Source organism: Arsukibacterium perlucidum DSM 18276, assembly GCF_000382165.1.
In the GTDB taxonomy this organism is placed as follows: Bacteria; Pseudomonadota; Gammaproteobacteria; order Enterobacterales; family Alteromonadaceae; genus Alishewanella; species Alishewanella perlucidum.
The window spans coordinates 92,791-117,946 of record NZ_KB907707.1; the positions used below are offsets into that span (position 1 = coordinate 92,791).

At 47.1% G+C, this 25,156-nt stretch carries 25 protein-coding genes; 19 read left to right on the top strand and 6 right to left on the bottom strand.

Features of this window, described 5'->3' with window-relative positions; translation table 11 throughout:
• Positions 1-30: 30 nt before the first annotated feature.
• Both H141_RS0107195 and tcdA read left to right on the top strand, forming a co-directional pair.
• Positions 31-777: a pseudouridine synthase gene (locus H141_RS0107195; RefSeq protein WP_019675577.1), complete on the top strand. Its 747-nt coding sequence runs from the start codon at positions 31-33 to the stop codon at positions 775-777.
• A complete protein-coding gene (gene tcdA, locus H141_RS0107200; protein ID WP_019675578.1) occupies positions 770-1,591 on the top strand; it encodes a tRNA cyclic N6-threonylcarbamoyladenosine(37) synthase TcdA in 822 nt (273 codons plus the stop codon). The genes H141_RS0107195 and tcdA overlap by 8 nt, the downstream gene beginning before the upstream one ends.
• On the opposite strand, the gene H141_RS0107205 is transcribed toward tcdA, so the two are convergent.
• The 3 genes from H141_RS0107205 to gltA form a co-directional block, all read right to left on the bottom strand.
• Positions 1,572-2,015, bottom strand: coding sequence for a SufE family protein (locus tag H141_RS0107205; RefSeq protein WP_019675579.1), 444 nt, complete (start codon positions 2,013-2,015; stop codon positions 1,572-1,574). The two genes, tcdA and H141_RS0107205, sit on opposite strands and share 20 nt — an antisense overlap.
• Positions 2,012-3,229 (bottom strand): aminotransferase class V-fold PLP-dependent enzyme, encoded by a 1,218-nt coding sequence (locus H141_RS0107210; RefSeq protein ID WP_019675580.1) that lies wholly within the window; start codon positions 3,227-3,229, stop codon positions 2,012-2,014. Before H141_RS0107210 ends, H141_RS0107205 begins: the two co-directional genes overlap by 4 nt.
• Before the next feature lie 135 nt (positions 3,230-3,364).
• Entirely contained in the window at positions 3,365-4,648 is a 1,284-nt protein-coding gene (gene gltA, locus H141_RS0107215; protein ID WP_019675581.1) for a citrate synthase, read from the bottom strand.
• Positions 4,649-5,015: 367 nt separating this feature from the next.
• On the opposite strand from gltA, the gene sdhC reads away from it, so the two are divergent.
• From sdhC to sucD, 8 genes are all read left to right on the top strand, one after another.
• Entirely contained in the window at positions 5,016-5,393 is a 378-nt protein-coding gene (gene sdhC / locus H141_RS0107225) for a succinate dehydrogenase, cytochrome b556 subunit (RefSeq protein ID WP_157610800.1), read from the top strand.
• Positions 5,384-5,731 (top strand): succinate dehydrogenase, hydrophobic membrane anchor protein, encoded by a 348-nt coding sequence (sdhD, locus tag H141_RS0107230; RefSeq protein WP_026349296.1) that lies wholly within the window; start codon positions 5,384-5,386, stop codon positions 5,729-5,731. The genes sdhC and sdhD overlap by 10 nt, the downstream gene beginning before the upstream one ends.
• Positions 5,732-7,504: a succinate dehydrogenase flavoprotein subunit gene (sdhA, locus tag H141_RS0107235; RefSeq protein WP_019675585.1), complete on the top strand. Its 1,773-nt coding sequence runs from the start codon at positions 5,732-5,734 to the stop codon at positions 7,502-7,504. It begins immediately after the preceding gene.
• 13 nt (positions 7,505-7,517) lie between these two features.
• A complete protein-coding gene (locus H141_RS0107240) occupies positions 7,518-8,240 on the top strand; it encodes a succinate dehydrogenase iron-sulfur subunit (RefSeq protein ID WP_019675586.1) in 723 nt (240 codons plus the stop codon).
• 103 nt (positions 8,241-8,343) lie between these two features.
• The gene (locus H141_RS0107245) at positions 8,344-11,154 is read left to right on the top strand and encodes a 2-oxoglutarate dehydrogenase E1 component (RefSeq protein WP_019675587.1); all 2,811 of its coding nucleotides are present in this window, start codon (positions 8,344-8,346) and stop codon (positions 11,152-11,154) included.
• Positions 11,155-11,220: 66 nt separating this feature from the next.
• Positions 11,221-12,435 carry a 2-oxoglutarate dehydrogenase complex dihydrolipoyllysine-residue succinyltransferase gene (gene odhB / locus H141_RS0107250; RefSeq protein ID WP_019675588.1) on the top strand — a complete coding sequence of 405 codons (1,215 nt, stop codon included), beginning with the start codon at positions 11,221-11,223 and terminating at the stop codon, positions 12,433-12,435.
• Positions 12,436-12,582: 147 nt separating this feature from the next.
• Positions 12,583-13,749, top strand: coding sequence for an ADP-forming succinate--CoA ligase subunit beta (sucC, locus tag H141_RS0107260; protein WP_019675590.1), 1,167 nt, complete (start codon positions 12,583-12,585; stop codon positions 13,747-13,749).
• Positions 13,750-13,759: 10 nt separating this feature from the next.
• Entirely contained in the window at positions 13,760-14,632 is an 873-nt protein-coding gene (gene sucD, locus H141_RS0107265; protein WP_019675591.1) for a succinate--CoA ligase subunit alpha, read from the top strand.
• Positions 14,633-15,223: 591 nt separating this feature from the next.
• Here the strand turns inward: sucD and H141_RS21415 are convergent.
• Positions 15,224-15,979, bottom strand: coding sequence for a hypothetical protein (locus tag H141_RS21415; RefSeq protein WP_157610802.1), 756 nt, complete (start codon positions 15,977-15,979; stop codon positions 15,224-15,226).
• A 282-nt stretch (positions 15,980-16,261) separates the two neighbouring features.
• Between H141_RS21415 and glnS the strand changes: the two genes are divergently transcribed.
• Positions 16,262-17,926: a glutamine--tRNA ligase gene (gene glnS, locus H141_RS0107280; RefSeq protein WP_019675594.1), complete on the top strand. Its 1,665-nt coding sequence runs from the start codon at positions 16,262-16,264 to the stop codon at positions 17,924-17,926.
• 73 nt (positions 17,927-17,999) lie between these two features.
• Here glnS and H141_RS0107285 read toward each other — a convergent pair whose 3' ends face one another.
• Positions 18,000-18,194, bottom strand: a complete 195-nt coding sequence (locus tag H141_RS0107285) for a DUF3185 family protein (protein ID WP_019675595.1) — start codon at positions 18,192-18,194, stop codon at positions 18,000-18,002.
• Between the two features lie 229 nt (positions 18,195-18,423).
• On the opposite strand from H141_RS0107285, the gene H141_RS0107290 reads away from it, so the two are divergent.
• The 8 genes from H141_RS0107290 (at position 18,424) to H141_RS0107325 (ending at position 24,451) form a co-directional block, all read left to right on the top strand.
• A complete protein-coding gene (locus tag H141_RS0107290) occupies positions 18,424-19,047 on the top strand; it encodes a LysE family translocator (protein WP_019675596.1) in 624 nt (207 codons plus the stop codon).
• A 19-nt stretch (positions 19,048-19,066) separates the two neighbouring features.
• Positions 19,067-19,594: a hypothetical protein gene (locus H141_RS0107295; protein ID WP_019675597.1), complete on the top strand. Its 528-nt coding sequence runs from the start codon at positions 19,067-19,069 to the stop codon at positions 19,592-19,594.
• Entirely contained in the window at positions 19,594-19,962 is a 369-nt protein-coding gene (locus H141_RS0107300) for a hypothetical protein (RefSeq protein ID WP_019675598.1), read from the top strand. Before H141_RS0107295 ends, H141_RS0107300 begins: the two co-directional genes overlap by 1 nt.
• Positions 19,963-19,981: 19 nt before the next feature.
• Positions 19,982-21,193 (top strand): elongation factor P maturation arginine rhamnosyltransferase EarP, encoded by a 1,212-nt coding sequence (gene earP, locus H141_RS0107305; protein WP_033425418.1) that lies wholly within the window; start codon positions 19,982-19,984, stop codon positions 21,191-21,193.
• A gap of 13 nt (positions 21,194-21,206) precedes the next feature.
• A complete protein-coding gene (gene efp, locus H141_RS0107310; protein WP_019675600.1) occupies positions 21,207-21,767 on the top strand; it encodes an elongation factor P in 561 nt (186 codons plus the stop codon).
• A 90-nt stretch (positions 21,768-21,857) separates the two neighbouring features.
• Positions 21,858-22,340, top strand: a complete 483-nt coding sequence (locus H141_RS0107315) for a YehS family protein (protein ID WP_019675601.1) — start codon at positions 21,858-21,860, stop codon at positions 22,338-22,340.
• Positions 22,341-22,344: 4 nt separating this feature from the next.
• Positions 22,345-22,896 carry a PH domain-containing protein gene (locus H141_RS0107320; RefSeq protein ID WP_019675602.1) on the top strand — a complete coding sequence of 184 codons (552 nt, stop codon included), beginning with the start codon at positions 22,345-22,347 and terminating at the stop codon, positions 22,894-22,896.
• On the top strand, positions 22,883-24,451 hold the full coding sequence (locus tag H141_RS0107325; RefSeq protein ID WP_019675603.1) for a PH domain-containing protein: 1,569 nt from the start codon (positions 22,883-22,885) through the stop codon (positions 24,449-24,451). The genes H141_RS0107320 and H141_RS0107325 overlap by 14 nt, the downstream gene beginning before the upstream one ends.
• A 40-nt stretch (positions 24,452-24,491) precedes the next feature.
• Here H141_RS0107325 and H141_RS0107330 read toward each other — a convergent pair whose 3' ends face one another.
• The gene (locus tag H141_RS0107330) at positions 24,492-25,154 is read right to left on the bottom strand and encodes an exonuclease domain-containing protein (RefSeq protein ID WP_019675604.1); all 663 of its coding nucleotides are present in this window, start codon (positions 25,152-25,154) and stop codon (positions 24,492-24,494) included.
• Between the last annotated feature and the right edge of the window lie 2 nt (positions 25,155-25,156).

A 25,156-nucleotide genomic window follows, 5' to 3' on the forward strand; every position in this document is an offset into this window, starting at 1 on the left:
TAATGAGCTGTTATCAATGAGCTGCTATCAATGAAGCCGGCCTTTGAGTTGGTGGCAGCAACGACTGAGTTTGTGGTGCTGAATAAAGCCGCTGGTATTAGTTTTCATTCAGAGCAGGGCGCCGGCTTAGTGGTTCAGGCTGAGCAGGCGCTTGGGTTTAAATTGTTCCCGGTGCACCGACTGGACAAGGTAACATCGGGCTTAATCGTGCTGGCTCGAAGCAATGAGGCCGCCGCCCAACTCACCAGACTGTTTACCCTTCATCAGGTTGAAAAATATTACCTGGCACTAAGCATGAGTAAACCCGCTAAAAAGCAGGGCTGGGTAAAAGGTGATATGGCTGCGGCCCGTCGGGGCGCCTGGAAGCTGTTGAAAACCCAGCAAAACCCGGCAGTAAGTTATTTTATCAGTCAGGGGTTTGCTGATTTGCCTGTGCGGGCCTTTTTGATTAAACCTTACAGCGGCAAAACGCATCAAATCCGGGTGGCCCTTAAAAGTATCGGGGCGGCTATTGCTGGTGATGCACTTTATCAGGGAGCGGCAGCAGACCGGGTATATCTGCATGCTTTTGCCCTGAGGTTTAGCCTGGCTGGCAAGGTATATCAGTATCAGTATCAGCAACTGCCGGAACAAGGAACTTATTTTCAACAGCTCAGCTGCTCTGGCGCCCTGCAGCAGTGGGCGGAGCCCTGGCAGTTGAACTGGCCCGACTATCAACAACCGCAATCAACAACCGCAATCGACAACCACAACAGGTTAACCATTAAACATGTCTGACTATCTCCTTCGTTTTGCTGGTATTGGCCGGCTGTATGGTACTAATGCGCTGCAAGCATTTTCCCGGGCACATGTCTGCGTAATTGGGATTGGCGGGGTCGGTAGCTGGGCCGCTGAGGCACTGGCGCGTTCGGGAGTTGGCGAGATCACCCTGATAGACTTAGATGATGTCTGTATCAGTAATATTAACCGGCAGTTGCATGCATTAACTGACACCGTTGGGCAAGATAAAGTTGCAGTGATGGCACAGCGGATTAAGGCCATTAACCCTGAGTGTATCGTCCATCAGATTGAAGACTTTATCGGCAGCGATAATCTGCGCCAGCTTATAACTACAGATATGGATTATGTGGTGGATGCAATCGACTCAATTAAAGCTAAAGTTGCCTTACTGGCGCATTGTAAACGCAATAAAATTAACGTGATCAGTACCGGCGGCGCCGGCGGCCAGACAGATCCTACCCGGATCCAGATAGCCGATTTAACCCAGACCATTAATGACCCGCTATTAGCTAAAGTACGCAATACGTTACGGCGCGATTATAATTACAGCCGAAACCCGAAACGCCGGTTTGGTATAGAGTGTGTTTTTTCTACCGAGCAGTTGGTCTATCCTCAGCCTGATGGCAGCGTTTGCCAGCAAAAAACAGCTCAGTTAACAGCTGAAGTGAGCAGTATGCGCTTAGATTGCAGCGGCGGTTTTGGCGCGACCACAGTGGTGACAGCCAGTTTCGGTTTGGCAGCCGTGTCCAGAGTGTTACAAAAAATGGCAGTAAAAGCTAACCAGGTGGCAGTTAACGGCAGCAGTCTTTAATTCGGGCCATCATGGCATTTAAACCACTGCCGCGTGACTGGCTGAGGTAGGGTTTCAAATTTAGCTTGTCAAACGCATGGGCCAGTTCAAACTTCTTTAATTCGGCATTGCTCATACCATTTACCAGGCTTAACATTATTGCCATTAACCCTTTTACTATCCGGGCTTCACTGTCTAATACGAAGAAGTGTTGGTCCTGATGTTGATTATAATAATGCATTAACCAGGCCCGGCTTTCACACCCTTTGACCAGTAACGAGGGCTGCTTCATTTTTTCAGGAATAGGGGGTAATTTGCGGCCCAGCTGCATAAGAATGCGGTACTTGCTCTGCCAGTCTCTGGCCTGGCTCAGCTCTGGTAAGTCTTCGGCATAAATCTGACTTAGTGCGGGTTTAGTGTCTGTAAGTAACTGGTCTAGGGTCATGCCGTTAATATCTCCGCGGCCTGCGTTAACGCTTGCAGGCTGGTTGCCACATCTGCTTCAGTGTTATAGGGCGCAAATGAGAATCTTACTGCACCAGCTAACCCCAACTGGCTGAAAAAGGGCATCGCACAATGCTGGCCCCCCCTCACCGCTACAGCTTGCTGGTTAAGGAGCTCTGCCACATCAGCAGGATGCTCACCTTGGACATTCAGCGCTACAATACCGGCATTATGCACAGGCGATGATAAAATATCCAGCCCGCCAATCTTTTTAAGCCCTGCAAAGAACTGTTTTAATAACATTGCCTTATAGTTTTTTACTTGCTCGCTGTTAATTTTTTGTAGCCAGTTGCAGGCCGCTGCCAGGCCTATAGCCCCTGCTATGTCGGGCGTACCAGCTTCCAGCCGGAACGGCAGAATGTTAAATAAGCTGTGACTAAAGTTAACTTCGCTAATCATTTCGCCACCAGCAAATATTGGGGTAAGTAACTCCAGTGCTGCTGTTTTGCCATACAAAACCCCTATTCCGGTGGGCCCATACAGCTTATGACCAGACCAGACATAAAAGTCAGCATCCAGGGCCTGGACATCGATTTTGTCATGGACTATGCCCTGGGCGCCATCAATCACGGTAAGTGCGCCTGTAGCCTTTGCCTGACTAATCATATGTGCAACGGGTTGAATATGCCCCAGTACATTAGAGATATGGCTGAAACTAACCACTTTCGGTTTAAGCGCCAGCAATTCAGCAAAAGCCTGCTGGTCAACCTTATGCTCAGTATCTAGTGGCACAACATCAAGTGTTACGCCAAAGCGGCTGCAGTGTAATTGCCAGGGAACGATATTAGCATGATGCTCCAGCGCAGTAATTAGCACCCGGTCACCTGGCTGCAATACGGTGTGCATCAGGCCGAAAGCGATTTGGTTAAGCGCTGCGGTAGCACCACTGCAAAATATTATCTGCTGACGTGCACCGGCATTAATAAAAGTAGCAATGTCATCACGGGCTTGCTCAAATGCGCGGGTGGCGTTCTGACTTAACGTGTGGGCACCACGATGAACATTGCTGTTGTTGCGCTGATAAAAGCTGGTTATGGCGTTCACAACCACGTCTGGTTTATGCATGGTGGCGGCGTTATCCAGATAAACCCAACCGGGGTTATGCTGAAAAAACTGAAACTGGCCGCGAAAGTTTACAGGGTCAAAAGGCTGCATAAGCTCTCAGAAGGTTAATATGTTAGGCGAATTGTCGGTTGTGCTGCAAAAGATAGCAAGGTTACTGCGCTGTTTTTGGCCATAAAAAAAGCGGCGATAGTCGCCGCTTCAATGCTATGCCTTTGCTTAAAAGGCTTAACGTTTATCCAGCTTTTTAAAATCGCGACTGGCGTAGCCAGTGTAAAGCTGACGTGGCCGGCCGATTTTATGACCTTTCTCACCGAGCATTTCATCCCAGTGTGAGATCCAGCCAACGGTGCGTGACATAGCGAAAATAACAGTAAACATACTGGTCGGAATACCAATGGCTTTTAAAATAATGCCACTGTAAAAATCGACGTTCGGATACAGTTTTTTCTCAATGAAGTAAGAATCTTCCAGGGCAATCCGTTCCAGCTCCATTGCTACATCTAACAGCGGATCTTTAACATTCAGCTCTTTTAACACTTCATGACAGGTATCACGCATAACTTTAGCCCGCGGGTCAAAGTTTTTATATACCCGGTGGCCGAAACCCATTAAGCGGAAGCTGTCGTTTTTATCTTTTGCCCGGGCCACAAATTCTGGTATCCGGTCAACAGAACCGATCTGCTGCAACATCTTCAGGCAAGCTTCATTAGCACCGCCATGTGCCGGGCCCCATAGTGATGCAACACCCGCAGCAATACAGGCATAAGGATTGGCACCTGAAGAGCCGGCTAAGCGAACTGTTGAGGTGGATGCATTTTGCTCGTGGTCTGCGTGCAACATAAAGATCCGGTCCATGGCTTTGGCCAGGATAGGGCTGACTTTATAGTCTTCAGCTGGCACCGAAAACATCATATGCAGGAAGTTTTCAGAGTAGCTTAAATCGTTGCGTGGATACACAAACGGCTGTCCGACAGTGTATTTGTATGCCATTGCCGAAATGGTCGGTAACTTGGCAATTAGACGGTGGGCACTGCGCTTACGCTGTTCCGGATCGTTAATGTCTAAATCAGAGTGATAAAACGATGATAAAGCACCAACTACACCGCAGAGCATCGCCATAGGGTGAGCGTCTACCCGGAAGCCCTGAAAGAACGAAGCAATTTTTTCATGGACCATGGTATGGCGGGTGATAGTGGTCACGAAATCGGTATATTGCTCTTTTTTGGGTAATTCACCTTCAAGTAGCAAATAGCACAACTCAAGGTAATCTGAGTGCTCCGCCAGCTGTTCAATAGGATAACCACGGTGTAACAATACGCCGTTGTCGCCGTCAATATAAGTAATTTTAGATTCGCAGGAGCCCGTTGACATAAAGCCCGGGTCAAATGTGAAATAACCTTGCTGCCCGAGCGTACGAACGTCAATTACGTCAGTACCAGCCGTGCCAGAATAAATCGGTAACTCAAATGACTTACCATCAATCTGCACGACGGCCTTTTTATCTGCCATTGGATTTCTCCTAATTGTTGTAGTTTCGGATTCTAAGGGTATTGCAGCTATTCTACTCGCAAACTGCCCCTAAAAGTCAATTTTAATGCGTATTTGCTTAATAAGTATTCGACTCTAGTAGTATTGTCAGCAACCCCTAAATGTGTAATGTTTCGCCTGCGGAATTTTCCGGCTAAAACTAAACAAAAATTGTAATAAGCGCTTATGAAATATATACTATTGCCGGCGTAAAATCAGTTCACCAGCCAGATTGTTTTTTGTTGAACCAGCTTGAGCAAAAACGAGTATATCGCAAGGGCGGGTGGCTGTTTTTGCAGCACCTAAAACAACAACTAAGCTCTGTACGAGCATCGATAGGCAAGAAACTGTGAAAAAGCAAAGACCAGTAAATCTAGATTTATCAACGATCTCTCTACCTGCTGCAGCCAAAGCGTCGATTTTGCATCGTGTGACTGGTGTAGCAATGTTTTTCGCTCTTGTGTTCGTTATCTGGGCATGGGCGTACTCATTGCAAAGTCAGGCCAGCTTTGACTATGTGCAATCCCTGATGACCTCGCATATTGCGAAGTTTATCGCCTGGGGCACAATCACAGTGCTTATTTATCACTTATTAGCAGGTGTCAGGCACCTGGTGATGGATATGGGGCATTGGGAAGAGCTTAAATCAGGTACCTTAAGTGCCAATATCATCATGGTATTGTGGCTTGTATTAGCAGTGTTAGCGGGAGTATGGTTATGGTTCTGAATCAGGCAAGTTTAAAGCGTGATGGTGTTCAGGATTACGTCTCATTGCGCGCCAGCGCCATCGTATTGGCATTATATACCTTGTTTATCCTAGGTTTCTTTTTAGTCACTCCAGAGGTTACTTTCGAAGTGTGGCAGGGCTTATTTGCTAATATGGCAATGAAAGTGTTCACCCTGCTGGCGCTGATCTCTATTGCTGTTCACACCCGTATAGGCTTGTGGCAGGTACTGACTGATTACGTTAAATCAGCCCGGTTACGTGCAGTTTTACAATTCTTCCTTTACGCACTGGCCTTTGGTTATGTCGCGGTCGGCTTATTTGTGTTGTGGGGTGCTTAAGTGAATATTCCAGTAAGAGAGTTTGATGCTATTGTCATCGGTGCCGGCGGCGCAGGTATGCGTGCCGCACTGCAAATCACTCAGTCAGGTTTAACCTGTGCATTATTATCTAAAGTGTTTCCAACCCGTTCACACACGGTATCTGCTCAGGGTGGTATCACTGTTGCTTTAGGTAACTCCCATGAAGATAACTGGGAATGGCATATGTTTGACACCGTAAAAGGGTCAGATTATATCGGTGACCAGGACGCTATCGAATACATGTGTAAAACCGGTCCGGAAGCGATTACCGAACTGGAAAATATGGGCTTACCGTTTTCACGTTTTGAAAATGGCCGGGTATATCAGCGGCCATTTGGTGGTCAGTCGAAAAACTTTGGCGGTGAGCAGGCTGCCCGGACTGCTGCAGCGGCTGACCGTACTGGTCATGCTTTATTACATTTGCTGTATCAGCAAAACGTAAAAAATAAAACGCAGGTATTCTCGGAATGGTATGCCCTTGATTTAGTAAAAAATCAGGATGGTGCTGTCGTTGGTTGTACTGCAATTGATATCGAAACCGGCGAAATAGTCTATTTCAAAGCCAAAGCTACCGTGCTGGCTACCGGTGGTGCAGGGCGTATTTATGCTTCTACCACCAACGCTCACATTAACACCGGTGACGGTGTGGGTATGGCATTGCGCGCTGGTGTGCCATTGCAGGATATGGAAATGTGGCAGTTCCACCCAACCGGTATTGCTGGTGCCGGTACTCTGGTAACTGAAGGTTGCCGTGGTGAAGGCGGGTATTTGCTTAATAAAGACGGTGAGCGTTTTATGGAGCGTTATGCACCGAATGCTAAAGACCTTGCTGGCCGTGACGTAGTCGCCCGTTCCATGATGACTGAAATCCGTGAAGGTCGGGGTTGCGAGGGCCCATGGGGTGTCCATATTAAGTTAAAACTGGACCACCTGGGAGAAGAAGTTTTAGAGAGTCGCTTACCTGGCGTTTGTGAATTATCCCGGACTTTTGCCCACGTTGACCCGGTAAAAGAACCTATTCCGGTAATCCCAACCTGTCATTATATGATGGGTGGTATTCCAACTAACGTGAATGGTCAGGTTATCAGCCCGAAAGCTGATGGTTCTGAATCTATCGTTGCCGGTTTATTTGCCTGTGGTGAGATTGCCTGTGTGTCAGTTCATGGTGCTAACCGCCTGGGTGGTAATTCACTGCTTGATTTAGTGGTATTTGGCCGGGCTACCGGCTTGCACCTGGGCGAGGCGTTGGCAGCGACAGCAGAAGCACGTCCGGCCTCACAATCTGATTTAGACGCCGCTTTAGCCCGCACTCAGCGTTGGGAGCAGAGTAAAGTCGGTCAGGGTGAAGATCCGGTGCAAATTAAGAAAGACCTGCAAAAGTGTATGCAGCTTAATTTCTCTGTGTTTCGTGAAGGTGACGCGATGGCAGAGGGCCTGGCCGAGCTGAAAGAGATCCGCGAGCGCTTAAAGTTTGCCCGTTTAGATGATAAAAGCTCTGATTTTAACACTATGCGAATTGAGTGTTTAGAGCTGGATAACCTGATGGAAACAGCTTATTCAACAGCGGTATCTGCAAACTTCCGGACCGAAAGCCGGGGCGCGCATTCACGTTTCGATTTCCCGGATCGCGATGATGAGAATTGGCTGTGTCATGTGGTGTATACACCGGATACTGAGTCAATGTTTAAGCGTAAAGTAAATCTGGAACCTAAGTTCCGGGAAGCCTTTCCGCCCAAAGCGCGCACGTATTAAGAGGCACACTAAAATGAAAACATTGCAATTTTCGATTTATCGTTATAACCCTGAAGTTGATACCGCGCCTCGGATGCAGGAATATACCCTCGATAACCCGGAAGGTCGGGATATGATGGTGTTAGATGCGTTGGTTAAATTAAAAGAGCAGGATCCGAGTTTGTCATTTCGTCGCAGTTGCCGCGAAGGGGTTTGCGGTTCTGACGGCTTGAATATGAATGGTAAAAACGGTCTGGCTTGTATAACACCTTTGTCACAGGTTACTAAAGGCAAAGGCGGTAAAATAGTTGTACGGCCGTTACCTGGCTTACCGGTAGTCCGCGATTTAGTCGTTGATATGAGCCAGTTTTACACCCAGTATGAAAAAGTTAAACCTTATCTGATTAACGATGATAAGTTGCCGCCAGCGGGTGAGTTTTTGCAAAGTCCGGAAGAGCGCGCTAAGCTTGATGGCTTATACGAGTGTATTTTATGTGCATGTTGTTCAACTTCATGCCCGTCGTTCTGGTGGAATCCGGATAAGTTTATCGGCCCGGCCGGCTTATTACACGCATACCGCTTTTTAGCTGACAGCCGTGATACGGCAACTGAACAGCGTTTAAATGATTTAGACGACGCTTTTAGTGTATTCCGCTGTCATGGCATTATGAACTGCGTTAATGTTTGTCCAAAAGGGTTAAATCCGACTAAAGCTATTGGCCAGATAAAATCGATGTTGTTAAACCGGGCGCTGTAAGGCGCCCTTTTTTAGTTAATATTTGAAAAACCGGCCATTTCGCATGCGAAGTGGCGGTTTTTTTGCTAATTTTTTCCAGGTGCTCAGAAATAAGGGAAACTAAATGCACGAAGGTGTAATGAAGGCGTGGTTAGAGTCTTCACATCTTGGCGGTGGTAACATGGCCTATGTGGATGAACTCTATGAATCCTACCTAGCAGAGCCCACCAGTGTTGGTGACGAATGGCGAGAGTTTTTCGCCGGTTTGCCAAAAATCGATGGGGTCGATCTTGAAACACGACATGCTGATATTCGTCAGCAGTTTGCCGATTTAGCCCGTAACAAGCACCGCGAGGTGGTGGTTGTTAATACTGGCAGCGCAACTGACACTCGTCAGGTTAAAGTGCTGCAGCTTATCAATTCTTATCGTTTTCGTGGTCATCAGCAAGCCAGCCTCGATCCACTGAACCTGTGGAAGCAACCTCGGGTTCGCGATCTTGAATTGTCTTATCACGACTTGTCTGAAGCTGATTACGATACCGAGTTCAATGTTGGATCATTCGCCAGTGGTCAGGAAACGATGAAATTGGGCGATTTGCATAAAGCACTTGAAAAAACCTATTGTGGTTCTATCGGTGCTGAATACATGCATATCGTTTCAACTGACGAAAAACGCTGGATCCAGCAACGGCTTGAAGGGACTCAATCAAGCGCAGTATTTGATAAAGAAACCCGCTTGCAGATTTTAAAAGGCCTGGTGGCGGCAGATGGTCTGGAAAAATATTTAGGCTCTAAATTCCCGGGGGCCAAGCGTTTTGGTCTGGAAGGCGGTGACGCCATGATCCCAATGCTTAAAGCGATGATTCACCGGGCGGGCGAGCAGAGTGCTAAAGATTCGGTAATCGGTATGGCGCACCGCGGCCGTCTGAATACCCTGATTAATGTACTGGGTAAAAACCCTTCTACATTATTTGACGAATTTGCCGGTAAGTATGAAGTCGTCGGTGCCGGTGATGTGAAATACCATATGGGTTTCTCATCTGATTTTGAGACCAAAGGCGGCAATGTTCATCTGGCCTTAGCGTTTAACCCATCGCATCTGGAAATTGTTAACCCGGTAGTGATTGGTTCAGTACGCGCCCGTTTAGATCGTCGTGGCTGTACTGATGGCTCACTGGCGCTGCCGATTACCATTCACGGTGACTCTGCATTCGCTGGCCAGGGTGTGGTTGCCGAAACCTTTAACATTTCCCAAACCCGCGCCTTTAAGGTTGGCGGTACTGTTCGGGTAGTTATTAATAATCAGGTTGGCTTTACCACCTCTAATCCGGAAGACACCCGCTCTACACCTTATTGTACTGACATCGCTAAAATGGTGCAGGCGCCTATTTTCCACGTTAATGGTGATGATCCTGAAGCGGTGGTGTTTGTTGCACAGTTAGCGGTTGATTATCGTAATACGTTTAAACGCGATGTGGTCATTGACTTGTTCTGTTACCGTCGCAATGGTCATAACGAATCTGATGAGCCTAATGCAACGCAGCCGTTAATGTACCAGAAAATTAAAAAACATCCGACGCCACGCGAAATCTACGCCAGCAAGTTAGTAAGTGAAGGCGTTTGTACTGAAGACGATGTCAAAGCCTTGATTAGCGATTATCGTGACGCCCTGGATAAGGGTGATTGCGTAGTTGATGAGTGGCGGCCAATGACTGAACCTTCTGTCGACTGGACACCCTTTCTGGGCCATGACTGGGATGCGACTTATGATGCCAGCCTGGCGGTAGAAAAGCTGGTTGCCCTGGGTGAAAAAGCGATTAGCGTGCCTGAAAGTGTAACGTTGCAACGTCAGGTTAACCGGGTTTATGAAGACCGGGCGCTGATGCTGCAGGGCGAGAAAAAAATAGACTGGGGTATGGCGGAAATTCTGGCATACGCAGCAACGGTTGCCGAGGGTAACCGGATCCGCTTTGTTGGTCAGGATTCTGGCCGGGGTACTTTCTTCCATCGGCATGCTGTTTTGCATAACCAGGAAGATGGTAGTACCTATACACCCTTGAGCACGATTAGTGATGATCAGGGGCCGTTTCAAATTTTTGACTCGGCGTTATCAGAAGAAGCGGTGCTGGCAATCGAATATGGCTATGCAACGGCTGAACCCCGTGCATTGGTGATCTGGGAAGCGCAGTTTGGTGACTTTGCCAACGGTGCACAGGTTGTTATTGACCAGTTTTTAAGTTCAGGTGAACAAAAGTGGGGCCGCTTATGTGGTCTGACATTGTTATTACCTCATGGCTATGAAGGTCAGGGCCCGGAGCACTCATCAGCCAGGCTGGAGCGTTTCCTGCAGTTATGTGCAGATCACAATATGCAGGTATGTATTCCAACTACCCCCGCGCAGGTATTTAATATGTTGCGCCGGCAAATGGTGCGGCCGATGCGCCGGCCATTAATTGTGATGTCGCCTAAATCTTTGCTACGTCATCCTCTGGCAACATCAACTCTGGAAGAGCTGGCTTCTGGCAAGTTCCTTAATGTCATTGGTGAAATTGATGATATTAAGCCAGCTGATGTGAAGCGGGTCGTTTTCTGTAGCGGTAAGGTGTACTACGAATTGCTGGAAGAGCGGCGCAAGCGGGAACAGACCGACGTTGCTATTGTCCGGGTAGAACAATTGTATCCGTTCCCACATGACGAAATGCTGGAAGTGCTTAGCCAGTATCAGCATGTTACTGACTTTGTCTGGTGTCAGGAAGAGCCGCAAAATCAGGGTGCCTGGTATTGTAGTCAGCATCATTTCCGGGCCGCGATCCCTAAAGCGGGCTATCTGACATACGCAGGCCGCGATGCGTCATCGTCGCCGGCAGTAGGGTATTTGTCTGTGCATAACAAGCAGCAGCAAGCCTTAGTTAACGATGCGCTAAGCATTAAATAAGAAATTGTCCGGCTCGTAGCACGGGCCGGTTGAACCAAATAAGACTAACCGGTAAAAGGTGAAAAAGTGGAAATTAAAGTACCCGTACTTCCAGAATCTGTTGCAGATGCAACCATCGCCACCTGGCACGTAAAAACAGGCGAAGCCGTAACACGCGATCAGGTATTAGTTGATATTGAAACCGACAAAGTTGTTCTTGAAGTGGTTGCTCAGGCTGACGGTGTTATGGGTGAGATCATTCATGACACTGGCGCAACGGTAACGGCTGAAGAAGTTATCGGCAAAATGGAAGCTGGCGCGGCACCAGCTGCGAAAAAAGACGATGCCAAAGCAGATGCTTCAGCTAAGTCTGATGACAAAGCAGAAGCTAAATCAGATGCCAAATCAGATGATAGCAACGACGACGCCTTAAGCCCGTCAGTGCGCCGGATGATTTCAGAAAAAGGTCTGGACGCCAGCAAAATTAAAGGCAGTGGTAAAAATGGCCGGGTAACCAAAGAAGATGTTGAAAAATTTGTTGCCGCCGGAAGTAACAAAGGCGCTGCGGCCAGCACGTCAGCCCCAGCAGCCGTTAGCGGTGACCGCAGCCAGAAACGGGTACCGATGACCCGTCTGCGGAAAACGATTGCTAACCGATTGTTGGAAGCGAAAAACTCTACCGCCATGTTAACCACGTTTAACGAAGTGAACATGAAGCCGATTATGGACTTGCGTAAGCAATACCAGGACGTGTTTGAAAAGCGTCACGGTATCCGTTTAGGCTTTATGTCGTTCTATGTAAAAGCAGTAACTGAAGCGCTGAAGCGTTTCCCAGAAGTTAACGCCGCCATTGATGGTGACGACATTGTTTATCACAACTACTTTGATGTCAGTATTGCCGTGTCTACCCCGCGTGGTCTGGTAACACCAGTGCTGCGTGATTGTGACAAAATGAACCTGGCAGAAATTGAAAAAGCTATTAAAGAGCTGGCTTTGAAAGGCCGTGACGGCAAACTGGCGATGGATGATTTGACCGGCGGTAATTTCACTATTACCAATGGCGGCGTGTTTGGTTCGTTAATGTCTACGCCAATTATCAATCCACCGCAATCTGCTATTTTGGGTATGCATAAAATTCAGGACCGGGTGATGGTTGTCGACGGCAAAATGGAAATTTTGCCTATGATGTATCTGGCACTGTCATACGATCACCGGATTATTGATGGTAAAGAGTCAGTAGGCTTCCTGGTAACTATTAAAGAATTACTGGAAGATCCAACCCGTATTTTACTGGATATCTAATTATTCAGAAAAAGTGCACAAAAATGCTGTTGTTTTAGGGCAACAGCATTTTGTATTTCGCCGGTTGGCACTATAATATGCGCCGATCGAAACATCAGGCTGCACCATAACGGGCAGCTTCCATATTCAAATGAACGGAAATTAGCCATGAATTTGCACGAGTATCAGGGTAAGCAATTGTTTGCCCAATATGGTTTGCCTGTATCTAAAGGCATCGCCGCAGCTACTGTAGAAGAAGCGGTAGCAGCTGCAGATAAAATCGGCGGCGATATGTTTGTTGTCAAAGCTCAGGTTCACGCTGGTGGTCGCGGTAAAGCGGGCGGTGTGAAGCTGGTAAAAAGCAAAGAAGACATCAAAGCTTTCGCAGAAAAATGGCTTGGCAAGAACCTGGTAACTTACCAGACTGACGAAAAAGGTCAGCCGGTTAGCCGTATCCTGGTTGAACCTTGCACTGATATTGCTCAGGAATTGTATTTAGGTGCGGTAGTTGACCGCGCTTCACGTCGTATCGTGTTTATGGCCTCTACTGAAGGTGGCGTGGAAATTGAAACCGTTGCCCACGAAACCCCGGAAAAAATTCTGAAAGCCGCTATCGACCCGCTGGTAGGCGCACAGCCGTATCAGGGCCGTGACCTGGCTTTCAAACTGGGCCTGGAAGGCAAGCAAATTAACCAGTTCGTGAAAATCTTTATGGGTTTAGCGAAACTGTTCCAGGAAAAAGATCTGGCGTTGTTAGAAGTTAACCCGCTGGTTATTACCCCGGCTGGTGACTTGCACTGCTTAGATGCCAAGCTGGTTATCGATGGTAATGCCTTGTATCGTCACCCTGAATTAAAAGAGATGCAGGACCCATCGCAGGAAGATCCACGTGAAGCACATGCTGCCTCGTGGGAGCTGAACTATGTTGCCTTAGGTGGTGACATTGGCTGTATGGTAAACGGTGCTGGCCTGGCCATGGGTACCATGGATATCGTGAAATTGCATGGTGGCCAACCGGCTAACTTCCTGGATGTTGGCGGCGGCGCAACCAAAGAGCGGGTAGTTGAAGCATTCAAAATTATCCTGTCTGATGATGCTGTTAAAGCCGTATTTATTAACATCTTCGGCGGTATCGTTCGTTGCGATATGATTGCTGAAGGCGTTATTGGCGCAGTAAAAGAAGTCGGCGTTAAAGTACCTGTCGTTGTTCGTCTGCAAGGTAACAATGCAGAACTGGGCGCGAAAGTACTGTCTGAAAGCGGCTTAAACATCATCGCTGACACAGACTTAACCAGTGCTGCCAAGCAAGTGGTTGCAGCAGCGGCTAAGGCATAAGGGGTAAGTAATGAGCGTATTAATTAATAAAGATACCAAAGTAATTTGTCAGGGTTTCACTGGCGCCCAGGGTACTTTTCACTCTGAACAAGCCATCGCTTACGGTACCAAAATGGTTGGCGGTGTTACGCCGGGTAAAGGTGGTCAGACTCACCTGGGTTTACCGGTATTTAACACGGTACAGGAAGCAGTAGATGCTACCGGTGCTACAGCTTCTGTTATTTATGTACCAGCAGCGTTTTGTAAAGACTCTATTCTGGAAGCGGCTAACAGCGGTATTCAGTTAATCGTATGTATTACTGAAGGTATTCCTACCCTGGATATGCTGGATGCTAAAGTAAAATGTGACGAATTAGGCGTTACCTTAATTGGCCCTAACTGTCCGGGTGTTATTACACCAGGCGAATGTAAAATTGGCATTATGCCGGGTCACATTCACCAGCCAGGTAAAGTAGGCATAGTGTCACGTTCAGGCACCCTGACTTATGAAGCCGTTAAACAAACTACGGATTACGGTTTTGGTCAGTCTACCTGTGTTGGTATCGGTGGCGACCCGATCCCGGGTTCAAACTTTATCGATATCCTGAAGTTATTCCAGGAAGACCCGCAAACCGAAGCTATCGTGATGATTGGTGAAATCGGTGGTTCTGCAGAAGAAGAAGCGGCTGCTTATATTAAACAGCACGTAACTAAGCCTGTAGTATCTTATATTGCTGGTGTTACCGCACCTGCCGGTAAGCGGATGGGCCATGCTGGCGCTATCATCTCTGGTGGTAAAGGTACTGCTGATGAGAAGTTTGCTGCGCTGGAAGATGCCGGTGTTAAAACCGTAAAAAGCCTGGCAGATATCGGCCAGGCTCTGAAAGAATTGACTGGTTGGTAATAATCAGTAAGTAATAAAAAAACCGCCAACTGGCGGTTTTTTTTGGTTAGTCCTTCAGTCTATTTATAGCCTAAAAGCTCTCTAAGGCCAGGCACAGCATAATCAACGATACGTTTCTGCATCGTAGGAAACTGCTTGGGGAAATCCATAACAATTCCTGTCAGATTATCCCGATAGGTGTGTGCTTGCCAGTAAACCGCTGATAGCTATGGCCAGTGGAGAAAGTTTGGATACTTTCATTAATTGTTCTCCTGGAATAACTATTATTATTGGGCCGTAAATTTACTTATTGCTTTTACGATAGATATTTATAACAGCCAACAACAGCTAGTGACAATGACTAACTAAGATTTTTCGCGATGTTTTCAACGTTTAATGGAAGACGTCCAGCAACCGGGTTGGTGCAATAGATGTGTACTCAATAGAACGAAAAAACCGATGAAGCTGGTTCACCGGTTTTGAGTACTACTCCACGAATCTATCGCAGGGGGTAAGTGCTAGTTCGTATTCTTTGACTAACAAATCATTAGGTTAACTATTTCCCTAGAAAATCTAATGTAATAAAAACAATTACTAAACTTACTAATTTAATCACCAAGTTGGGCACTTCATTAGCCTACCGTTGCGAGTGCATATAGCTGCATTCCCGATTACAACTACTGATGAAATGGTAGTTACGTATCCATCATTATCGGTGACTTTCAACTCAATTTCATGGCCAGAAAAATCAGCGTATAGTGTTGAGCCATTGATGCTTGCCGGTTGGCCGTTGATTTTAGCCTGAGCTGATACAACTGTACCATCTGGATCTGAATGAGAAAACTGCACATATCCTTCACTAGCTTTGTAGTAAGTGATATTTCCTTCAACTCGATCAACAACTCTGGCTACAGAGAATGACGCAACCGGTTTTCGGTCACACACTCTAGTAACCGTATCTTCATTGTGCGAGAAATCTAGTGATGCTGTGCATTGAAGAGGTATTGTAACATTTCGCACTGGACTACAAGTCGTTGATGACTCAGGTTCAGATTGAGGAATTGTAATACTACCAGTTACTGTCACATTCGGTTGATAGGATTTGCTGAAGTCTTTGGTTAAGTTTTTATACAGTTGCTCTACAAGTAGAGTTACACTTGGAGTTCCTGGAGAGCAAGTCTTTTTAAGATAGTAACCTCTGCAGCTTGCTGTTCCAGCATAAATTGGAACAGAGGTTATTTCCTCTCGGCAATTTACTTCCTCTCCACCACCTGTAGCACCACCAAAGCTCGGTGCATTTGCGTAAGTGTGTGACGAGTAAGTGAATAAAGTTATTAGTGCCGCCGCTGATAGTTTACATATTTTCAATTTTAATACCTCATTTTTTTGAATGAGATATATAATTACCTAAAATTAATTTTATGTAAATAAAAAAACAAGTTATTTGTTTTTTAACGTTATATTTGGTCGCATTTAATTAAAAATTACACATTATATTTTTGGTGTTTCCCAAATGTTGGGTCTAATACGTTGATTCTCTGGTTCTCGCGGCTATTTTTTCCGTTCTACCATTAGCCACTGCCAATAGCAGTGTTATAATGCCGGCCATTGTGGTTCTCTTTATCTGTTTTAACAAGGACATTGTATATTATGGCGGACGTTGAACATCGCCCCAGCAATTTTATCCGGCAAATTATTGATGCCGATTTGGCCAGTGGCAAACATAACGTGGTGCAAACCCGTTTTCCGCCCGAGCCCAATGGTTTCTTACATATTGGCCATGCTAAGTCTATTTGCTTAAACTTTGGCATTGCCGAAGATTATCAGGGGCAATGTAATTTACGGTTTGACGATACCAACCCTGAAAAAGAAAACATCGACTTTGTTAACTCCATTCAGCAGGATGTGAATTGGTTGGGTTTTCAGTGGAGTGGTGAGGTTCGCTATTCATCAGATTACTTTGATGCGCTGCATGATTTTGCGGTTGAGTTAATCAGCAAAGGGCTGGCTTATGTCTGCTTTTTAAATGCTGAGCAAATGCGCGAGTATCGCGGCAATTTAACCCAGCCGGGGAAAAACAGTCCGACCCGTGATACCTCAGTGGCAGAAAATCTGGCGTTATTTGCTAAGATGCGGGCGGGTGGCTTTAAAGAGGGCGAATGCTCGCTGCGCGCCAAAATAGATATGAGCTCCAGCTTTATCTGTATGCGTGATCCGGTTATTTACCGGGTGAAGTTTGCCCATCACCATCAAACCGGTGACAAGTGGTGCATTTATCCAATGTACGACTTTACCCATTGTATATCTGATGCACTGGAAGGCATTACTCACTCGCTCTGTACTCTGGAGTTTCAGGATAACCGCCGGTTATACGACTGGATCCTCGATAACATCAGTATTAACTGCCACCCGCAACAGATTGAGTTCTCCCGCTTAAATCTCGAATATGCGGTAATGAGTAAACGTAAACTGCAAACTCTGGTTGAAAAACAACTGGTAACTGGCTGGGACGATCCGCGGATGCCGACGATTGCCGGCTTACGCCGTCGCGGTTATACCGCTGCTTCCATTCGTGAGTTTGCTAAACGTATTGGCGTGACCAAGCAGGATAACGTGATTGAAATGAGCGCGTTAGAAGCCTGTATCCGGGAAGATTTAGACGCTGCTGCGCCAAGGGCAATGGCGGTTATAGATCCGCTGAAGGTGACTATTACCAATTATCCGGCTGATGGCATAGAGTGGCTTGATTCGCCTAATCACCCGAAAGACGACAGTATGGGCAGCCGCAAGTTACCATTTGGTCCGGTTGTTTATATTGACCGCGCTGATTTTCGGGAAGAGGCCAATAAAAAATACAAGCGTCTGGTACTGAATAGCGATGTGCGGTTACGCAACGCTTATGTTATCCATGCTGACGAAGTGCTGAAAGATAGCGACGGCAATATTACCGAACTTAAATGTAGTTATCTGCCGGAAACGCTGGGCGAGAACCCGGCAGACGGCCGTAAAGTGCGTGGCGTTATTCACTGGGTAGAAGCCGGCCATGCTGTACCGGCTGAGTTCCGGGTATATGACCGGCTGTTCAGCGAGGCAAATCCGGCGGCAGCGGATGACTTTTTAACAGTTATTAACCCCGAATCATTAGTGATTAAACAGGGATTTGCCGAGCCGTCGCTGGCCACTGCAAAAGTTGAGCAAGCTTATCAGTTTGAGCGGGAAGGGTACTACTGTGCTGACCGTGACTCTGCCACTGCCAAGCTGGTGTTTAACCGTACTGTCGGCTTGCGGGATAGCTGGGGTAAGTCTGAAGAGTAAGCTTTGCAAGCTTGCAGCTAAAACAAAGGCCACTTAAGTGGCCTTTGTTTTTTTACAGATTTAGTAAAGTTGGTTATTTTTTCAGTAGCATGCCAATGCCGATAATAGCGGCCAGGCCACCACCAACCAGATACCAGACGGCATTGTCCGTCGGGCTACCTGTCACTAACTCTGTTACTTCCGACGCTGCAGAGTTATACGCGTTGTAGCCAAAATAAAGAAGTACCGTACCCACAACAATTAATGCTAAACCAATGATTTTATTCATAACGTTCTCCTTTGTTATCGACACCAGTCTAGCCATTAATTAAATTAAAGCAAATCAATATGTTATTTAAGTAAAAAGTAATTTGCAAAAAATGGCGGCTAATTGCAAAAAATTTACATTGTGGGCTGCTGAGCGGCTACCGGATAATTTTCCAGGATTAATTCGGTTTATCAAACCATGACTCTGATATCATTCAGCTAAATTATTTTTAGCTTTGCTGAGGCCAGATATGGAATTATTTTTAGGGGTGTTGTTTTTTGCATTTTCAACAACAATAACTCCGGGCCCCAATAACGTGATGATTATGTCATCCGGGGTGAATTACGGCATTAAGCAAAGTGTGCCGCACTGGCTGGGCATTTGCCTCGGTTTTCCGTTAATGGTGCTGTTGGTCGGGTTAGGTTTTGGGGTGATCTTTGACCGTTACCCTCATTTACATCAGCTGATTAAAATTGCCGGAACGGTTTATTTAGTCTGGCTGGCCTGGCGGATTGCCAGTGCCAGGCCAGAAACAATTGCTACTGGCAAAAGTAAGCCTTTTAGTTTTATGCAAGCTGCCTTATTTCAATGGGTTAATGGTAAGGCCTGGGTGATGGCCTCTGGTGCTGTGGCGGCTTTTACTTCAGTAACCGGTGTTTACTGGTATCAGGTATTTATGATTACCCTGGCATTTTTACTGGTCGCTTTTCCCTGTGTCGGGGTTTGGCTGGTATTTGGGGCAGGTTTACGTAAAGTGTTAACTAAACCCTTGTTTCAGCGTATTTTTAATATTTGTATGGGATTTATTCTGCTACTGTCGGTGGTTCCGGTAATTATTGAGATCTGGCGTTACTACTTCACAGCGGTAAGTTAAGCCTGTTAAGGTAACGGCTATGAAGGGTGCAGAAGAAAAAATCAAGCTGGAACACGAGGCTGCGCGTATTTTTATGCGCCTGTATCAGCAGCGTTTTGGGATTAAAATGCGTCATATCTGGCACAATGAGCCGGCACGACCAGACGTATCCTGTTATTACGAAAACACCAAACTTGACCTGGAAATCGCTCATTTATATGGCAGTGAAGTTGAAGCTATGCATATTCTGGGCAGAGCGATCAGTGCCGAAACCCATCGCGAGCTGATGGCCCTGCTTCGCACGCCACCTGAGCACCGGCTGCTCACCGCACTAAACCGGATTATCAGTAGTAAAGCACAGAAGCATTATCAGAGTGACAATGTCTGGCTGGTTATCCGCAACGCTAACCCACTTTGGACCCGCTACGATATGCAGTTTCATAGCGATAAATTATATATGCCAAAATCTCATCCGTTTCAGCAAATCTGGTTGGTGGGTGATATGGCCGGAGAGTCGGGTATCTTGCCGTTGTATCCACAGGCATTAAGGCAACAGGAAACTAAATAATGCTGACATTTTACTATGTTTTAGCCAACAAGCTACGGCCATTGCAATGGTTATGGCTGGTTATGGCAATAGCCAGTCTGGGCTGGCTGGGTTATTTATTATTGCTGGCACCTGTCGAGGTTAGCCAGCGCTGGCAGCTGACCGCATTGGTCAGCTTTGCTTTTTTGCTGAATATGCTGTTACTGACGCTGTTATTTGACCAGCCACCAGCTGCTGTCTCAACTAAGGATTTCTGGAGCCGGCTGCAATACCGGCTGCGCTATTTTTTCCGCTATTGTCTCGCCTGGCTGGTAACGCTGTTGTTTATGGTTATTTTATGGCTGTTTCTGCGTATCGCGCTCGGTATAATAGTGCCGTTACTATTTTAACCTGAACACAGGCAGTCAATTGCAACAACTATTACACCAACTAAACCAACCTGATAACCGGGGGATATGGCGAATATTCTGCTCGGTAGTGGATAATTTCGGTGATATCGGCATTTGCTGGCGCTTAAGCCGCCAATTAGTGGCTGAACATGGCATCAGGGTGCAATTGCTGGTTGACGATTTGCATAGTTTTCAGCGAATTTGTCCGCAGATATCGCCACAGCTTCCCCGGCAAACGATGTCAGGAGTCGAGGTATGGCATTGGCCCTCCGAACCCGGCCCCCAGCTTAACTGGCAGCAATTAGCACCGGCTGCGGTAGTTATTGAGGCTCTGGCCTGCACTATTCCGGCCGGCTATTTAGCGCAGATGGCTCAGCAACAGCCCGCACCTTTGTGGTTAAATCTGGAATATCTTTCGGCAGAGCAGTGGGTTGAGGGCTGTCATGCACTCAGCTCACCCCAGGGCCAGCTTGCCCTGAATAAGTATTTCTTTTTCCCGGGTTTTAGTAACAAAACCGGTGGGTTGTTATTTGAGCGGGATTTACAGCAACAACTGGCCGCCTTTACAGCCGATAAGGCGGCCCAGCTGGCGTTCTGGCAGCAACTTGGGATCAGAGCTGATGATTTTCAGCTTAAAATTTCAATGTTTGGCTATAGCCATAGTCAGTTCAGTAGTTTGCTGCAGCAATGGCAGCAACGTCCGGCCAAAGTGCTCTGTGTTATCCCGCACGGCGAACTGGCAACCGGGCTCAGTAAGCAATATCCACAGTTACTGAGCGGGGAAACAGTGCAACTGGACAATCTTTGCTTAAAGGTTATGCCGTTTCTGGCACAGCCAGATTATGACTTGCTGCTAGCGGGCTGTGATTTGAATTTTGTCAGAGGCGAGGACTCCATTATCAGGGCGCACTGGGCTGGCCGGCCTTTTATCTGGCAAATATACCGCCAACAGGAAAATGCCCATCTGGTGAAGCTGCAGGCCTTTCTGGATCGCTATTGTCATAACATGTCTGCGGCGCTGGCCAGTGCTGTGCAACAGTTTTATCTGGCCTGGAATACTGAGCAGGAATTAAGCGGTTGCTGGCAGCTGTTGTATCCGTTATTGCCGCAAATTGCCGAATACAACCGGCTCTGGCGCCAGCAATTACTGGCAAATGGAGATCTTGCCAGCAACCTCGTGCACTTTGCTGAAAAAAAATTTATAATAACGCCCAATTTTTCCCAACAATGAAGATATTTCAATAATGATGAAAACAGCCCAAGAACTGCGCGCTGGCCAGGTAATTATGGTTGGCACTGAACCGATGGTAATTTTAAAGGCCGAGTTTAACAAATCAGGTCGTAACTCTGCTGTCGTTAAAATGAAAATGAAAAACCTGCTCAATGCCCAGGGCATGGAAACGGTATACCGCGCCGATGATAAATTTGAACAGGTATTACTGGATACCAAAGAAGTAACATACTCTTACTTCTCTGATCCTATGTACGTGTTTATGGATTCTGAGTACAACCAGTACGAAATTGAAGCTGAGAACATGACTGAAGCCTTAAAATACCTGACCGACGGTATGGAATGCTCAGTAGTATTCTACAACGAGCGGGCTATCTCTGTAGACTTGCCAACCGTAGTGGTGCGTGAAGTGGTTTACACCGAACCAGCCGCCAAAGGTGATACCACCGGTAAAGTAATGAAGCCAGCGAAACTGGATACCGGCTTTGAATTAATGGTGCCGGCGTTCGTTGATATCGGTGATAAGATTGAAATCGACACCCGTACTGACGAATACCGTAGCCGCGCGAAGTAATTTCGTGCGTTGACGATAACCTAGGTTAACGAAAGCAAAGGGCGCGTTCTGCGCCTTTTGTTGTTTTAAAGCCTATAACAGGATTGCACTGTGACCAATAATGACGTGTTACGCCGCTTGCGGTATGCCTTTGAATATAATAACAGCAACATGAGCGATATTATGGCGCTTGGCGGCCAGACTCCCAGCCGCGAGCAAATGATCAGCTGGCTGAGTAAAGACGATGATAGTGAGTTCGGTGCCATGGCAGACGTTGATCTTGCCCGCTTTTTAAATGGGCTTATTGTGCATAAGCGGGGACGCAAAGACGGCCCGCAGCCAGAACCCGAGCAGCGGCTGAACAATAATATCATTTTCCGGAAGCTGAAAATTGCCCTCGATTTTAAAGATGACGATATCCTGGCGGTGATGACATTAGCCGATTTCCGGCTGAGTAAGCCGGAGTTAAGTGCGTTTTTCCGCCGGGCTGATCATAAGCATTTCCGGGCTTGTCAGGATCAGGTGTTACGTAACTTTATCAAAGGCTTGCAACTGAAATACCGGCCTGGTGCAGATACAGAGTCGCAGGAATAAGCCGATGAGCATCGCAGGCGACTTTAGCAATACCCAGTTAAGCAGCGAGCAATTAACGCCACTGGTGGCGTTGCAACTTGAGCCGCTGGCCAGACGTTACCGGCTATTGCGCCAGGGGGTAAATGCGGTTGTCTTCAGCGTGCTGTGGCTGATATTACTGCTGCAGTGGCTGCAGCCCTGGTGGGAGTTACCTGCCAATATGCTGCAGGTGGTAAAACATGCGCTGTGGCTGCTGCCAATACTGGGTGGGCTTAGGGCTTTATACTGCTGGCATGCCGACAAACATAAACACTTTGCCTTGCGTGAGCACGACATCAGTTACAGCTCAGGCATTTTTTTCAGAAAAATGATTACTCAGCCAGTGGTGCGGGTGCAGCATATTGAATTAAAGCAGGGGCCGCTGGAGCGAAAAGCCGCTCTGGCCCGTTTGCAATTGTTCAGTGCCGGCGGTGCTTTGCATACTTTTGAAATCCCGGGGCTGCATCTGACCCAGGCGCAGCAAATCCGCCAGTTTGTATTGCAGCACAAGGATGCATTGCAAGATGAACAACAGTGAGCGTTCAGCCAGCACTGTTCCAGAGCTGAGCCAGACTGCTGCCCAGGCGCAATGGCAGCGGGTATCGCCGATTGCCATTTTATATTTTGCCGTGGCGGTGTTGCGGTTTTTTGTTGGCCAGTTCATCTACCTGATCCCGCCTTTAATTTTGCTGTTTAACCGGATTAAAGATAATCCTGGCCTGGCTATTGGCATAGTTAGTTCGCTGCTGCTGTTAATTGTTGTTGCTGCCATCTTGAAGTTTTACTATTTCCAATATCGGTTATCAGCCGGCACGGTTGAGATCCGCTCTGGTGTTATCAGCAAAAAATATCTGAACCTTCCTTTTAACCGGATCCAGAATATCAAGCTTGAGCAGCCGATTTTTTATCGTCCGGCCGATTATGTTTGTTTACAACTGGACACTGCCGGCTCGGTGCATCAGGAAGCCAGATTAGTGGCCTTAAGCCGGCCTTTTGCTGAATCGTTAAAACAGCATATTCTTGATTCTCGGCAAGTTACAACAACTGAAACTGACAACCAGACTATGGAGCAGGCAGCGCTAGCCAAGCCTGGTGCCACAGAGCAGCTATTGAACCAGCGCAGCCTGGTTGATTTAGTTATTCATGGCATCAGTAATAACCGGATCTGGTTGTTTTTAGGCCTGGCGGCACCTTTTTATAATCAGCTTGCCGATAAAATCCTTGGAGTATTGCTCAAAGCGGGCATTGATTTACCGGCAATGTTTGACCCTGGCCAGCAATCCTGGTTGCTTATCGGTTTGTATGCTTTGTCGCTAACCATGTTCATTATGTTGCTGTTCACCCTGTTTTCGGTATTAGGGTCGGTATTATCTTTTTATGGTTACACCCTGCATAAGAAGCAAGATAATTATATCCGGCGCAGTGGTTTACTGACCCGGCATGAAGTGAGTATGAAATTATCACGCTTGCAGTGGGTTGCTCTGAAACGCGATTGGCTGGATATGTTGCTGGGCAGAGTTAATCTGAGTTTTGAGCAAATTAATGGCCAGCAGCAACAATTTGCTACTGAGCAGAAGATTATGGTGCCGTCGGTTACCCCGGCTGAAGCCAGTATTCTGTTAACTGATGCCTATCCGGATAATCAACTAAGCAGCATATCTTTTAGCAGGATCAGCCGGCGTTTCCTGTGGCGCTATGTATTATTGTACTGGTTGCCGGCCGCCCTGATTAGCCAGCTGCTGTTCTGGTTGCAACAACAACCTGTATTAGCGCTGCTGAGCCTGATCCCGCTGTCGCTGTGGGCACTGCTTATTGTAATGCGTTGGTACCGCTACGGTTATGCCCAGGACGATACCTACTATTATCTGCGCCGTGGCTATTTTGGCGTTGATTATTACTGCTTTGCCAAATACAAGCTGCAGCAGGTGCAATTTAAACAAAGTTGGCTAATGCGTCGCTCAGGTTTGTGCTCGGTGAAACTGGTAATGGCATCAGGGGCCCTGGCAGTTCCTTTTATTACCGAGACTGACGGCAGAGCACTGCTGGAGCAAGGCTTAACGGCGTTACAACGGAGCAATAAGGCCTGGATGTAACTGTATAAAAACCAGCAGCTGTTTAAAAAAGCATGGCTGGCTAGCGGCTTTGCAGCTGTAAGTCGGCCAGAGTAATCTCAGCGTGGCTGTGTTTCAGCTGACTTAACAACAGCAGGGCGCAGCTGTACGCATCAGCCAGTGCATGGTGCTGACTGCTTTGCGGCAGTTTATGCCGGCTTAAACATTGGGGCAGGCGTAGCGCATCTTTTTTCATCACAATCCCCTGTTTTTGCAGCCGGTAAAGTTCGATATTCAGGGTGTCTATAAAGCTGAATTTTGCCGCCTTACCGAAAATGCGCTGGCTGGCGACTTCTAAAAAGCGACAATCGAGCTGGCAGTGGTGGGCAACAAAAATATAACCGGCATAGCGTTGCATCAGTTCCGTTAATACTTCAGCAAGATCCAGTGCTTCATCAAAATCCTTATCATGTAAACCATGGAATATCGCACTCTGGCCAACACTTACCGGGCTATGAACCAGATAATGTCGGGCTTCACTTAATACAATTTCATATTGACGGACAGGCACCCAACCCAGGCTGACAATATGGTCCTGTTTAGCATTTAAGCCGGTCAGTTCTAAATCAATAACCAGAAACGGGCAGTCTCTGGCAAGCACTGACCCCGGCGGCAGAGCATGCTGATTAAAGGTTTGCACGATATGGCTGAGCGGGGTGGTTTTATTGGATAGCCAGCCCAGCATGG

Coding starts and splice junctions, on each gene's coding strand:
- sucC (WP_019675590.1), top strand. CDS start 12,583: ATGAATTTGCACGAGTATCAGGGTAAGCAATTGTTTGCCCAATATGGT.
- gltA (WP_019675581.1), bottom strand. CDS start 4,648: ATGGCAGATAAAAAGGCCGTCGTGCAGATTGATGGTAAGTCATTTGAG.
- tcdA (WP_019675578.1), top strand. CDS start 770: ATGTCTGACTATCTCCTTCGTTTTGCTGGTATTGGCCGGCTGTATGGT.
- H141_RS0107240 (WP_019675586.1), top strand. CDS start 7,518: ATGAAAACATTGCAATTTTCGATTTATCGTTATAACCCTGAAGTTGAT.
- H141_RS0107210 (WP_019675580.1), bottom strand. CDS start 3,229: ATGCAGCCTTTTGACCCTGTAAACTTTCGCGGCCAGTTTCAGTTTTTT.
- H141_RS0107285 (WP_019675595.1), bottom strand. CDS start 18,194: ATGAATAAAATCATTGGTTTAGCATTAATTGTTGTGGGTACGGTACTT.
- H141_RS0107325 (WP_019675603.1), top strand. CDS start 22,883: ATGAACAACAGTGAGCGTTCAGCCAGCACTGTTCCAGAGCTGAGCCAG.
- sucD (WP_019675591.1), top strand. CDS start 13,760: ATGAGCGTATTAATTAATAAAGATACCAAAGTAATTTGTCAGGGTTTC.
- H141_RS0107290 (WP_019675596.1), top strand. CDS start 18,424: ATGGAATTATTTTTAGGGGTGTTGTTTTTTGCATTTTCAACAACAATA.
- glnS (WP_019675594.1), top strand. CDS start 16,262: ATGGCGGACGTTGAACATCGCCCCAGCAATTTTATCCGGCAAATTATT.
- H141_RS0107295 (WP_019675597.1), top strand. CDS start 19,067: ATGAAGGGTGCAGAAGAAAAAATCAAGCTGGAACACGAGGCTGCGCGT.
- H141_RS0107195 (WP_019675577.1), top strand. CDS start 31: ATGAAGCCGGCCTTTGAGTTGGTGGCAGCAACGACTGAGTTTGTGGTG.
- H141_RS0107320 (WP_019675602.1), top strand. CDS start 22,345: ATGAGCATCGCAGGCGACTTTAGCAATACCCAGTTAAGCAGCGAGCAA.
- sdhD (WP_026349296.1), top strand. CDS start 5,384: ATGGTTCTGAATCAGGCAAGTTTAAAGCGTGATGGTGTTCAGGATTAC.
- H141_RS0107205 (WP_019675579.1), bottom strand. CDS start 2,015: ATGACCCTAGACCAGTTACTTACAGACACTAAACCCGCACTAAGTCAG.
- H141_RS0107300 (WP_019675598.1), top strand. CDS start 19,594: ATGCTGACATTTTACTATGTTTTAGCCAACAAGCTACGGCCATTGCAA.
- H141_RS0107330 (WP_019675604.1), bottom strand. CDS start 25,154: ATGCTGGGCTGGCTATCCAATAAAACCACCCCGCTCAGCCATATCGTG.
- H141_RS0107245 (WP_019675587.1), top strand. CDS start 8,344: ATGCACGAAGGTGTAATGAAGGCGTGGTTAGAGTCTTCACATCTTGGC.
- efp (WP_019675600.1), top strand. CDS start 21,207: ATGATGAAAACAGCCCAAGAACTGCGCGCTGGCCAGGTAATTATGGTT.